At 65.2% G+C, this 11,374-nt stretch carries 10 protein-coding genes; 6 read left to right on the top strand and 4 right to left on the bottom strand.

Features of this window, described 5'->3' with window-relative positions; translation table 11 throughout:
- Window positions 1–71: 71 nt before the first annotated feature.
- Entirely contained in the window at window positions 72–605 is a 534-nt protein-coding gene (locus ACWGQ2_RS16985; protein ID WP_452019361.1) for a pyridoxine/pyridoxamine 5'-phosphate oxidase, read from the top strand.
- Window positions 606–698: 93 nt separating this feature from the next.
- Here the strand turns inward: ACWGQ2_RS16985 and ACWGQ2_RS16990 are convergent, their stop codons facing one another.
- The 4 genes from ACWGQ2_RS16990 to ACWGQ2_RS17005 all read right to left on the bottom strand — a co-directional run bounded on the left by ACWGQ2_RS16990 (window position 699) and on the right by ACWGQ2_RS17005 (window position 4,769).
- Window positions 699–2,192, bottom strand: a complete 1,494-nt coding sequence (locus tag ACWGQ2_RS16990; RefSeq protein WP_452019363.1) for a tripartite tricarboxylate transporter permease — start codon at window positions 2,190–2,192, stop codon at window positions 699–701.
- A 35-nt stretch (window positions 2,193–2,227) separates the two neighbouring features.
- A complete protein-coding gene (locus ACWGQ2_RS16995) occupies window positions 2,228–2,767 on the bottom strand; it encodes a tripartite tricarboxylate transporter TctB family protein (RefSeq protein WP_452019365.1) in 540 nt (179 codons plus the stop codon).
- Between the two features lie 66 nt (window positions 2,768–2,833).
- A complete protein-coding gene (locus tag ACWGQ2_RS17000; protein WP_452019367.1) occupies window positions 2,834–3,805 on the bottom strand; it encodes a Bug family tripartite tricarboxylate transporter substrate binding protein in 972 nt (323 codons plus the stop codon).
- 208 nt (window positions 3,806–4,013) lie between these two features.
- Complete coding sequence (locus ACWGQ2_RS17005; protein ID WP_452019369.1) at window positions 4,014–4,769, bottom strand: IclR family transcriptional regulator; 756 nt, start codon at window positions 4,767–4,769, stop codon at window positions 4,014–4,016.
- A gap of 234 nt (window positions 4,770–5,003) precedes the next feature.
- On the opposite strand from ACWGQ2_RS17005, the gene ACWGQ2_RS17010 reads away from it, so the two are divergent.
- From ACWGQ2_RS17010 to tyrS, 5 genes are all read left to right on the top strand, one after another.
- Window positions 5,004–5,879, top strand: coding sequence for an SRPBCC domain-containing protein (locus tag ACWGQ2_RS17010; protein WP_452019371.1), 876 nt, complete (start codon window positions 5,004–5,006; stop codon window positions 5,877–5,879).
- A 38-nt stretch (window positions 5,880–5,917) separates the two neighbouring features.
- Window positions 5,918–6,580, top strand: a complete 663-nt coding sequence (locus ACWGQ2_RS17015) for a DNA-3-methyladenine glycosylase (protein WP_452019373.1) — start codon at window positions 5,918–5,920, stop codon at window positions 6,578–6,580.
- Window positions 6,581–6,671: 91 nt separating this feature from the next.
- Window positions 6,672–7,217, top strand: a complete 546-nt coding sequence (locus ACWGQ2_RS17020; protein WP_452019391.1) for an adenine phosphoribosyltransferase — start codon at window positions 6,672–6,674, stop codon at window positions 7,215–7,217.
- 110 nt (window positions 7,218–7,327) lie between these two features.
- On the top strand, window positions 7,328–9,595 hold the full coding sequence (locus ACWGQ2_RS17025; protein ID WP_452019375.1) for a UvrD-helicase domain-containing protein: 2,268 nt from the start codon (window positions 7,328–7,330) through the stop codon (window positions 9,593–9,595).
- A gap of 13 nt (window positions 9,596–9,608) precedes the next feature.
- Complete coding sequence (gene tyrS / locus ACWGQ2_RS17030; protein ID WP_452019377.1) at window positions 9,609–10,931, top strand: tyrosine--tRNA ligase; 1,323 nt, start codon at window positions 9,609–9,611, stop codon at window positions 10,929–10,931.
- The last annotated feature ends 443 nt before the right edge of the window (window positions 10,932–11,374 follow it).

The following is an 11,374-nucleotide window of genomic DNA, read 5'->3' on the forward strand; positions in this document are numbered from 1 at the left end:
ACGGCCGGTTTGAGCCCTCAAACCAGCCGTAACTGGCCTTTCGTTTGCCCGAAGGGCGCTAGCGTGGAGCCATGCCCAACCCGAACCTGCGCCGCACGCTGCGGGCCCTTCCCGACTTCGCCTCCGGCCTGCCCGGCTTCGACCCGGAGCAGGCACCGGAGGACCCGGCCGAGCTGTTCCTGAGCTGGCTCGACGACGCCCTGGCCGCCGGCGTACCCCAGCCGCATGCTTTCTCCCTCGCCACAGCCGACTCCGCGGGGAACCTCTCCTCCCGCATGCTCATCCTGAAGGACCTCGACGCCGACGGCTGGCACTTCGCCACCTCGCGTTCCTCTCGGAAGGGCCGTGAACTTGAGCAGAATCCCCGCGCCGCCATGAACTTCTACTGGTACGCCCAGGGGCGCCAGGTGCGGGTGGCAGGAAACGTGGTGCAGCTCAGTGCCGAAGCCTCCGCCCGGGACTGGAACGAACGTCCCGGCGCTGACGGCTCGGAGAACCCGCACTGGCAGCTTTACGCGCTGGCACCGCAGGAAGTGGAGTTCTGGCAGGCGGATCCGGTAAACCGGCACATCAGGCACCGGTATCCGGCCCGCAGGCCACAGTGAGGGCCGGCGTTCAAAACGAAAAGCCCCGGGCGGATGCTGCTGAACCGGCAGGAGCCAGGTCAGCGCAACCGCCCGGGGGGCTTGCTCTGTCCGCTAGGGAAGCGGCGTCTGCTCAGGAACGCGGGACGCGGCCAGCCGGCGGCGCTTGGCCCGCTGGCGCAGCGGCGGGACAATCAGCGCAGCTGCGGAGATCGTGAGGAGCACCAGCGCGATCGGACTGGTGAAGACTGAGTTCCAGCCGTCCGTGATCAGGGCCCGGCGCAGGTTCGCTTCGGCCAGCGGTCCGAGGATGAGGCCAAGAACTGCCGGTCCGGCAGGGAACCCGAAGCGCAGCATAAAGAGGCCGATCACTCCGAAGATCATCATCATGAACACGTCGAAGACGCTGTTGCTGATGGAATACGTTCCAACCATGCAGAAGATCAGGATGATCACCCAAAGGTAGTGGCTCGGCAGTTCCAGCAGCCGTACCATGCCGCGCATCCGCACCAGGCTCAGGCCCAGCGTCAGGATGGTCGCGATCAGCATAATGGTCACCAGCGAGGAGACCAGATCCGGGTGGGTGCTGAACAGCGCCGGCCCCGGCTGGATGCCCCAGATCATCATGGAACCGATCATCACCGCCATGACGGAGTCCCCAGGAACGCCCAGGGCCATTGTGGTGGTGACGCTGCCGCCCAGCGTTGCGGTGCTGGACGTGTCCCCGGCGGTCAGGCCCTCCAGGGAGCCCTTGCCGAATTCCTCGGGATGCTTGGAAGCCTTTCGGGCGTTTTCCCAGGCGATGACGCCGGCAATGTCGCCGCCGACCGCGGGAACCAGACCCACAACGGAACCGGTAGCCGCACCGATGCCCATGGGCTTCAGGAGCCGGCGCATAAGCTTGCCGCCCGGCATCCAGCGGCCCATCTGGGTCACCGGCTTCACATGGTTCTCCTGACGGCGCCTGGTCAGGATCTGGTTCAGTACTTCAGCAACACCAAAGAACCCGATGATGACGGCGATGAATGGGATGCCGCCGTTGAGCTCCAGGATGTTCAGGGTGAAGCGCGCATCGCCGGTGATCGGGTCACGGCCAATGGTTGAGAGCAGCAGGCCAAACGCGCCCGCGGCCAGGCCCTTGATGATGCGTCCGGAGGAGACTCCCACCATCATGGTCAAGCCGAACACCACGAGGGCGAACATCTCCGGCGGACCAAACTGGCGGGCGAATTCGGAGAGCGGCACCGCTGCGACGGCCAGGATGATAATGCCCGTGATCATGCCGAACGCTGAGCCGAACGCCGACGTCGTCATCGCCAGGCCCGCCTGGCCTTTCAGCGCGAGCGGGTAGCCGTCAAAGGTCGTTGAGATGGAGGCCGGTGTGCCGGGAGTGTTGATCAGGATGGCCGGCACCCTGTCTCCGAACTGGGCAGCAACATAGATGGTCAGCAGGACCGCCAGGCCCTGGATGGGTTCAAGCGTCAGCGTAAAGCCGCTGGCGAGGGCAACCGCCATGGTTGCGGTGACACCCGGAAACGCGCCGACCAGCATGCCAACGGCGATGCCGAGCCCAATGTAGAGGAGGGTGTCTACCTGGAGGACGGTCATGATGCCGTCTGTAACGGGGGAAGCGGCAATCGAAATCATAGGTTCACTCGCAATGCGACGACAAAGAGGAAATGGAGAATGGCCGCGACGATGGCCGGGAACATCAGCAGCGGCTTCCAGCCCCGTCCGCCGTAGAGGAACGTCAGCGCCGCCGTGGCGGCGAACGTGATCAGCCAGAACTGCAGGACATTCCACAGCAGGAGGTAGGCCACCAGGATGCCGGCGGTTCCAGCCAGCCGGCCGAGTCCCCAGGACGTAATCGGGTCCGGAACGTTGGTGCTGCTGACCCCGCGGAGCACGTTGACTGCCGCCATGAGCACTCCGCATGCGATGAGGCACCAGGCCAGCATGGTGGGCCAGAACGGCGGGCCAAGTTCCACCCGGACACCGGAGTTGATGTCCTGGGCCAGGATCAGGACCGTTATGCCAAGTCCCACGGTGACACCTGCGGGGACCAGTTCCCGAAGCCGGTGAGCCCTGTCGGTGACCAGGACGGCCGGGTTCTGGAGGAGGTCGCCCTGGCCCGGCTCCGTTTCGGCAGGATCGCCTTCAACGGCAGATTCGTGATTGCTCATATTGGGTTCCTTTGCTGCATCCGGGTCACCGGGCCATGTGCGGCCCGGTGACCCGGATGCTGGGGACTACTTGCCTTGGGCCAGCGCGATCCAGGGGCCGTAACGGTCTGCTTCAGATTCCAGGAACGACTTCATCTCATCGGAATCCTTGAAGGTCGGCACCAGGTTGGAGTTCTCGATCACGGTGCGGTATTCGGGATCCTCGACGGCTTTACCCATGGCCTCCGAGAGCTTCTGGACTACTTCCTCGGGGGTTCCGGCGGGGGCCATGATGCCCACCCAGGAGGCGTTGGTCAGGTCGATTCCTGACTCCTTGGCGGTGGGCACGTCAGGATTCTTGGGGTCCCGCTCATCCGTGAGCATGGCCAGGTAGCGCAGCTTGCCGGCGTCGACCTGCGTTTTCTGTGTGCCGATCGCGTCGATGGAGAAGTCCGCGTCACCGGCTGCAACGGCGGCCACAGCGGGGGCAGAGCCGTCGAACGGCACGGAGGTCAGCGTGATGCCGGCCAGTTCCTGAAGGCCCTGCGCGGGGGAGTCCCAGACCGAGCCCACACCTGGGCTGGAGTAAGTGATGTCCCCGGGGCTGGCTTTGGCGGCTTCGATCAGGTCTTCGAGGGTTTCGAACGGGCTGTCCACGGGGACCGCGATGGCGCCGGGCCCGGAAAGTCCCTGGCCGATGGGTTCGTAGTTGGCCGGATCGATGTCGTAGTCCTGGAACTGGAGGGTGGCAACCTCGACACCCATCATCGAGAGGTTGTAACCGTCGGGCTTCTGGTCCTTGAGCCAGTTGTAAGCAACTGAACCGTTGGCACCGGGACGGTTCTCAACAATGACATCCACGCCGAGCTCGCGTTCAAGCAGCGGGGCGATCGTGCGTGCAGTCAGGTCACCGGAGCCGCCGGCTGCCCAGGGGACAGTGAGCCTGATGTCCTGGGCCGGGAACTCCTCGCCGGAGTCGCTGCCGCTCCCGGAGGCGCATCCGGACAGTGCCAGGATCCCGATGGTTCCTATGGCCAGTGACTTGGTGAGTCTTTTCACGTAGAAGCTCCTTTTGCATCCGTAAGGCTGGCGGACGCGCTCCGGCTGTCGTCAATGACACCCGGTCGAGCCCCCAGATTTGCTACTGCGCGCTATGCGAACAAATGTTCATTAAACGCACACTGGCTGTAATCTAATTCACACATTCCGCATCCGCAAGGATGCGGTCAAACTGTGACCTGCCGGTCAAGGCGGGCCGTTCTTCCGCTCAATACCGCTGTGGGAGCAGAAGCGAGAGCCTCTCGGCAGCCTCCTGCAGAGACGGCAAATGGCGCTCAAGTTCGCTGATGCCGGCACGGAACACCGGAGCGGCCAAAGTCAGTGCCCCGATCAGCAGCCCTGACTGAACCGGGACCGCGATTGCCGCCATTCCCGGATCATTTTCTTCCGACTGCCCGGCCCAGCCCTGCTGGCGGATCTCTTCCAGCTGCCTGGACAGCGCCTGCCTGTCGGTCATGGACGCTGCCGTCCGCGGAGCCAGGTCCAGGGCGCTCACAAGGGCGGCGCTTGTCTCCCGGCTGCTGAAGGCAAGCAGGACCTTGCCGGAGGCGCTGGTGTGCAGCGGGACCTTGTCGCCGGGGTCGGTTGTGGTGCGGAACTGTGGCCCGTCCACCTTGTGCACCGTCAGGGACTGTCCGTCATGGAGCACATGGAAAATAGAGCTTTCCCGCGTCAGTGCGGTGAGTCGGCGAAGGATGGGTATTGCCGTGCCGGCGAACCCCCGGGCATGCGCCACCTTCTGGCCCAGCTGGTAGATCCGCAGCCCCAGCCGGTACCGCTTTTGGTCTGCTTCGTATTCTGCGTATCCGGTGTCCACCAGGGTATTAAGGAGTCTGTAGGCAGTGCTGAGCGGTATCTCCGCAGCGTGGCTGACGTCGCTCGCCGTCGCGCCGTCAGGGCAGCTGCCGAGGATTTCGAGCAGGCCCAGTGCCTTGGCTGCTGTGCCGGAACGCTCTGCTGCCACCGTTTCACCCCCTTTTTTTGCTGATGTGATCTCCGCCATGATGCCACCAACATGCGGTAACTGTTTCCAATATTCGGGAATGTGACCAAACGTGGCCGGATCGAGACGGAGTGCCGGTTCGCCTTGTGGATACAGGGGGGGCAGGGAAATAGAGCGGATGCTGCGGCCCTTCCGGAGCAGCGGCGGCCAATCTAGGCTGGAATGGCAAGGATCCGCAGCTACGGGAGGTCCGCCATGTCAGAAGCGCAGCCAACGGGAAGCGGGCATGAGCCCGGGCCCCGGCCGGTTCCCGAGGGCCGGATCGAAAAGGTAACCGACGGGTGGGTGCTGGCCTTCGACAAACAGCTTGATTACCCCACAGCCCACATCTGGGACGTCCTGACCAATCCCCGGAAGGTGGAGCAGTGGCTGGGGTCCATCCATCCGGATTGGGAACTGGGCAAGGAGTACACCCTTGAAAAGGGCGGCAGCGGTGTCTCGGGCACCGTCCTGCAGCTCAATCCGCGCTCCAGCCTCCAAATCAGCTGGGATGACGAACTCGGTGAGGAATCGGTGCTGGACTGGCAGGTTCTGGAGTCCGACGGCGGTTCCCTGCTGACTTTCCGCGCGCATTCGGACACCGCCGATTTCCTGGCCGAAGGCAGCGCGGGCTGGCAGGGAATCATGGATGCCTTCGCGGCAGTCGCCGCCGGGGACCCGCCGCCCGAAGTGGAACCGGGGTCCTGGGAGTTCCTGCGCGATGCGTACTCGAGGGAATTCGACGTCAGCCCCACCATGGGCAAGGTGGTGGAAAACCCGGACGGCAGGAGCATTGAGTTCGAACGCTGGTACAACGCGCCGGCGGAGGATGTGGGCGCCGCCGTTAAAGCGTCCAGCGGCAACCTCCGCGTCGGTGAGGAAGCCGCCATGGAGGTGCGCGACGACGGCGGACTGGCGAAACTGCACGTCCGGCAGCGCGTGGAGGGCGGCTCAGCGGAAGACACCGCGGCCCTCATGGCAGCGTGGCACCTGGCCCTGGATTCAGCGGCCGTCCGGCTGGAAGGCGACACACCTCATCCCAATTCCCACCGGCTGCGCGCCCTGGAAGCCCTCTACCGCACTGCGCTCTGAGTTTTTCGAGCGGACCGCCCGCCCTTTACGGTAAGGGAATGGACGTTTCCGACCCCCGCAGCCTCCTGGCCGTCCCCGCGACCGAAGCCGCTCCCTGGCTTCTGGGTGCCGTGCTCCACCGGGAGTCAGCCGAAGGCCCGGTAGCTGTCCGGATCACGGAGGTGGAAGCGTACCTGGGCGAAGCGGATCCCGGGTCCCACGCGTTCCGCGGCCAGTCCGCACGCAATGCCACCATGTTCGGACCGGCCGGGCACCTGTATGTCTACTTCACCTACGGCATGCACTACTGCGCCAACGTGGTGTGCGGGGAAGCCGGCCAGGCAACCGGGCTGCTGCTGCGGGCAGGCGAGATTGTCGAGGGACACGGGCTGGCACGTCTTCGGCGCAGGGAACCCAGGACGCAGCTGGATCTGGCCCGCGGACCGGCCCGGCTGGCACAGGCGCTTGGCATCGACCGCGAACTGAACGGAGCTGACGTCTTTACCGGACCGCTGCGGCTTGAGCTGCCGCCCGAACCTGCGGACCCATCCCGGATCTCCCGCGGTCCGCGGGTCGGGGTCAGCGGTGAAGGCGGGGGAGAGGCTTACCCGTGGCGCTACTGGCTCACCGGGGATCCAACGGTCTCCAAGTACCGTCCGGCCGTGAAGCGCCGCCGCCCGGCGGGGGCACCGCGAAAACGGGCTGATCCGGCACCCCTGTGACCAGCAGCGCAGCCCCGGACAGGCGCTGGGCGGGGCTTACCGGGCCGGGGCCCGGTAAGGTAGATGGGTGAAAGACGAAGCTTCAGCACCCCTGGCCGGCTCAGCAGTACCGGCCGAATCCATCCTCGAGACCATTGACCGCCTCTGCGCAGTGGTCCCGAACTACCCGGCGCCGGGAGTGACATTCCGCGATCTGACTCCGGTCTTCGCTGACGGACCGGCGCTGCGCGGCATGGTTGACGCCCTGCTGGCCGAATTTGAGGGAACCTTCGACTTCGTGGCCGGCGTCGAAGCGCGCGGCTTCCTGCTGGCGGCTGCCGCAGCCTACGCCTCCGGGAACGGCGTGATTACCGTCCGCAAGCCCGGCAAGCTGCCGCGCCCCACCTACAGCGAGACGTACTCCATGGAGTACGGCACCAACAGCCTCGAAGTGCACATCGGCGACATTCCGCACGGCTCCCGGGTCCTGGTTCTTGACGACGTCCTAGCGACCGGCGGCACCCTGGGCGCCACTGCCCGGCTGATCGAACGTGCCGGTTCCAGCGTTGCCGGCATCGGCGTCGTCCTTGAACTGGACGGTCTTGGCGGACGCGAAAACCTGGCCGGCTACAACGTCCATTCCCTGCGCACGTACTAGCCTTTTGGGCTCCGGCACTCCGCCGCAGGGCCGCACTCTGGACAGGGCATACAAAATGTGCCGAAGCACGGTAAACTTGACGGTCTGCCTTTGCGAGAGGGAACGCGAACATGCCTGAAGAGTCTTCGGCCCATACGGAGCTGGAAAACGAGCGCCAATACGTGGCCGGCTTGTACCACCGGCTCGATGAGCTGCGCGAGGAAAAACGTGAGCAGCTGGCCCAGGTGCGCCGCAGCCACTCCGCGGGGTCACACCAGAACCGGTCCGAACGTGATGCGTTCGCGACCATGTATGAAGACCGCCTGGCGCAGCTCATGGCCGTCGATGACCGGCTGGTCTTCGGACGGCTGGACCTCGACGACGGTGAGACCCGCTACATCGGCCGCATCGGCCTGTCCACCGCGGACCTGCAGCGGCTGATGGTGGACTGGCGTGCCCCGGAAGCGGGCACCTTCTACCAGGCAACCGCGTTTGAGCGGCAGGGTGTGCGGCGCCGCCGCCACCTGATGCTCAAGGGCCGCGAGGTCCAGGGCCTGGAAGATGACGTGCTGGACTATTCAATGCTCGAAGAAGGCCAGGACCTGCAGGGCGAAGGTGCGCTGCTCGCTGCCCTGAACTCCAAGCGGACCGGGCAGATGTCGGACATCGTCGGCACCATCCAGGCCGAGCAGGACCGCATTATCCGCGCTCCGCTGCCCGGCACCCTGGTGGTACAGGGCGGCCCGGGCACCGGTAAAACCGCTGTGGCCCTGCACCGCGCGGCCTACCTGCTCTACACCCACCGTGAACGGCTGAAGTCCGCCGGCGTGCTGCTGGTGGGTCCGTCCAACGCCTTCATCCGCTACATCGAACGTGTGCTGCCCTCCCTCGGTGAGACCGGTGTCGTTATGTCCAGCCTGGGCCAGCTGATGCCCGGCATCATCGCCTCGGGCGAGGACACGGCCGCCGCCGCGGAGATTAAGGGCCGGCTGGAAATGGCCGACGTCGTTGTCCGGGCGGTCGCGAACCGCCAGCGCAACTTCACCGAGCCGCGCCGGCTGAACATCGAGGGCACCTGGGTCACACTGACCCCCAAGCAGGTCTCCCGTGCCCGGGACCGCGCCCGCGCTACCGGCAAGCCGCACAACGAGGCCCGCGTGACCTTCGTGAAGATCCTGCTGCGCGAGCTCACCGACCAGATGACGGAAATCCTCGAAGAGTCGGCCGGAGCCGGCAACAGCACCGACCGCGCCTACCTGGCTGAAGACGTGCGCAGCTCCCGCGACGTGCGGGTGGCCCTGAACCTGTGCTGGATGCCGATGACTCCGGAGAAGCTCATCAGTGAACTCTTCAGCAAGCCCGGCCAGCTGGAAGCTGCCGCCCCGGAACTGACGGGGGCCGAGCGGGACGCGCTGCGGCGCAGCCCGGACGCGCCGTGGACCGAAGCCGATATTCCGCTGCTGGATGAGGCGGCGGAACTGCTCGGTGAACTCGACGCCTCCGCAGGCCGGGACAGCGCCGCGCTGGAAGAAGCCCGCAAGCGGGACCTGGCCAACGCCGAGCGCGCCATCGAAAACACCGAAGGGTTCCTGGAGGACTCCGGTGCCCACGGCATCCTCTCCGCCGAGGACCTGGCCAACCACAACATGGCCACCGAGCAGCGCCTCACCGCCGCGGACCGCGCAGCAGTGGACCGCACGTGGGCATTCGGCCACGTGGTGGTGGACGAGGCACAGGAACTCTCCGCCATGCAGTGGCGCCTGCTGATGCGCCGCTGCCCGCTGAAGTCCTTCACCGTGGTGGGCGACATCGCGCAGACCTCCTCCGCAGCCGGCGCTACCTCCTGGCAGCAGGCGCTGGACCCGTTCGTGGGGGAGCGCTGGACGCTGGAAGAGCTGACGGTCAACTACCGGACCCCGGCGCAGATCGCCGAAGCGGCCGTGCGCATGGCCAACGCCGCAGGTCTGGTGGTCTCGGCGCCCAAGGCCGTGCGCGAAGGGCAGTGGCCGCCGTTCCTGGATACCGTCCCCGAAGGCGGGCTGCTGCCGCGGCTGCTTGAGACGCTTCCGGAAGACCTCGCTGCAATCGAGGGCGGCCTGCTGGCGGTCATCACCGAGGACCACCGGCTGGAAACCGTCCGCCGGGAAGTCACTGCACTGTACGGAAACCGGGTTGGCACCGGTGCCGGCGGCTTGAGCCAGGACATCGTGGTGATTTCCCCGCGGGAAGCCAAGGGCCTGGAGTTCGACGCCGTCGTCATCCTGGAGCCGTCTGAGCTGCTCACCGCGGCCGCCGGCAAGGTGGGCGACCTGTACGTCGCCATGACCCGTCCCACCCAGCGCCTGCGTCTTATTGCGGAGCACGGCATCCCGGCGGGCATCGACGGCAGCGAATCCTGATAATTTAGAAGGCGTGCCACAGAATATCCAGACCCCCGAGGGCCTTGCTGCCCAGCAGAACGATCCGAGCTTTGCCAACATCTGGCAGGAACTGAAATGGCGTGGGCTGATCAAGCTCTCCACCGATGAGGCGGAACTTGAGAAGCTGCTCGCCGGGGATCCGGTCACGTATTACTGCGGCTTCGATCCCACAGCGCCCAGCCTCCACCTGGGCAACCTGGTCCAGCTGCTGACCATGCGCCGCCTGCAGCTTGCCGGCCACCGGCCGCTGGCCCTGGTGGGCGGTTCCACCGGCCTGGTCGGGGACCCGCGCCCGACGGCGGAACGCACCATGAACACCAAAGAGACGGTCAACGAGTGGGTTGGCTACCTGCAGGGACAAGTGCAGCGCTTCCTCAGCTTCGAGGGCGAGAACTCCGCCCGGATGGTGAACAACCTGGACTGGACGGCGCCGATGAGCGCCATCGACTTCCTGCGCGACATCGGCAAGCACTTCCGGGTGGGCACCATGGTCAAGAAGGAAATCGTTGCCTCACGCCTGAACTCCGATGAGGGCATCAGTTACGCCGAGTTCAGCTACCAGGTGCTGCAGGGTATGGATTACCTCCAGCTCTACCGCGACTACAACTGCGTGCTTGAAACCGGCGGTTCGGACCAGTGGGGCAATCTGACCTCCGGCACTGAACTGGTGCGCAAGGTGGAAGGCGCCACAGTGCATGCACTGGGTACCCCGCTGATCACCAACTCGGACGGCACCAAGTTCGGCAAGAGCGAAGGGAACGCCGTCTGGCTGGATGGGTCCATGACGAGCCCGTACGCGATGTTCCAGTTCTGGCTGAACACCGCCGACGCGGACGTGATCGACCGGCTGAAGGTCTTCACCTTCCGCACCAAGGCTGAAATCGAAGAACTCGAGCGTTCGGTGAAGGAAGCCCCGCATAAGCGGGAAGCCCAGCGCGCCCTGGCCTACGACGTGACCTCACTGGTCCACGGCACCGAAGCGACCGAGAAGGTTATTGCAGCTTCGGCCGCACTGTTCGGACAGGGTTCGCTTGAGGAACTGGACGAAGCGACCCTCACGGCGGCGACTGCTGAACTGCCGCGCGCTGAAGTGAATGCCGCCGGCCTGGGGCTTATTGACCTCCTGGTAGCTACCGGACTGTCGAAGACGAACTCCGAAGCACGGCGGACCATCACCGAAGGCGGCGCTTACGTGAACAACCGCAAGGTCACGGAGATCGACGCCGTGATCAACGAGTCCGAGCTGCTGCACGGCAAGTACCTGCTGCTGCGCCGCGGCAAGCGCAACCTGGCGACGGTAGTAGTCACAGGTTAGGAGTACGTGAAAGCAGGAGGCCGGTTCCCGTCTGGGAGCCGGCCTCCTGCTGTTTGCCCAGTCTCTGCGGGGCGGCGTTTGGGCCGTTGCCGGCGGGTGCAGGACGTCACACCCCGGCCGGCTTGCACGGGTGCCCGGGGGTGTGTAAAGTAATTGGAGTCGCCGCGGTTGGGGCGCCGGAAGCTAGACCTTCCGGAGATCCCCGGGACGGTGGCCAAACCACACAAAACAAAAGCTGGTTCACGGCTCTGCTGTGAAAGAGCTTCGTTTTCGTGTGGCATTATCTAATTGTTTCGAGCAAATTTCGGGAAATACGCCGAATTGCGGAAAACGAAAAGATGGAATAACCTAGTAAAACACCACAGCGGTGCGAAAAGAAAAGAAAGTTCCCGGTTGGGAATGGTTTTTCCGAGTAGGCCGGATGTGCCTGTTGTTTGAGAACT

The organism is Arthrobacter sp. NPDC055585 (genome assembly GCF_053619115.1).

Coding starts and splice junctions, on each gene's coding strand:
- ACWGQ2_RS16985 (WP_452019361.1), top strand. CDS start 72: ATGCCCAACCCGAACCTGCGCCGCACGCTGCGGGCCCTTCCCGACTTC.
- ACWGQ2_RS16990 (WP_452019363.1), bottom strand. CDS start 2,192: ATGACCGTCCTCCAGGTAGACACCCTCCTCTACATTGGGCTCGGCATC.
- ACWGQ2_RS16995 (WP_452019365.1), bottom strand. CDS start 2,767: ATGAGCAATCACGAATCTGCCGTTGAAGGCGATCCTGCCGAAACGGAG.
- ACWGQ2_RS17010 (WP_452019371.1), top strand. CDS start 5,004: ATGTCAGAAGCGCAGCCAACGGGAAGCGGGCATGAGCCCGGGCCCCGG.
- ACWGQ2_RS17015 (WP_452019373.1), top strand. CDS start 5,918: ATGGACGTTTCCGACCCCCGCAGCCTCCTGGCCGTCCCCGCGACCGAA.
- ACWGQ2_RS17025 (WP_452019375.1), top strand. CDS start 7,328: ATGCCTGAAGAGTCTTCGGCCCATACGGAGCTGGAAAACGAGCGCCAA.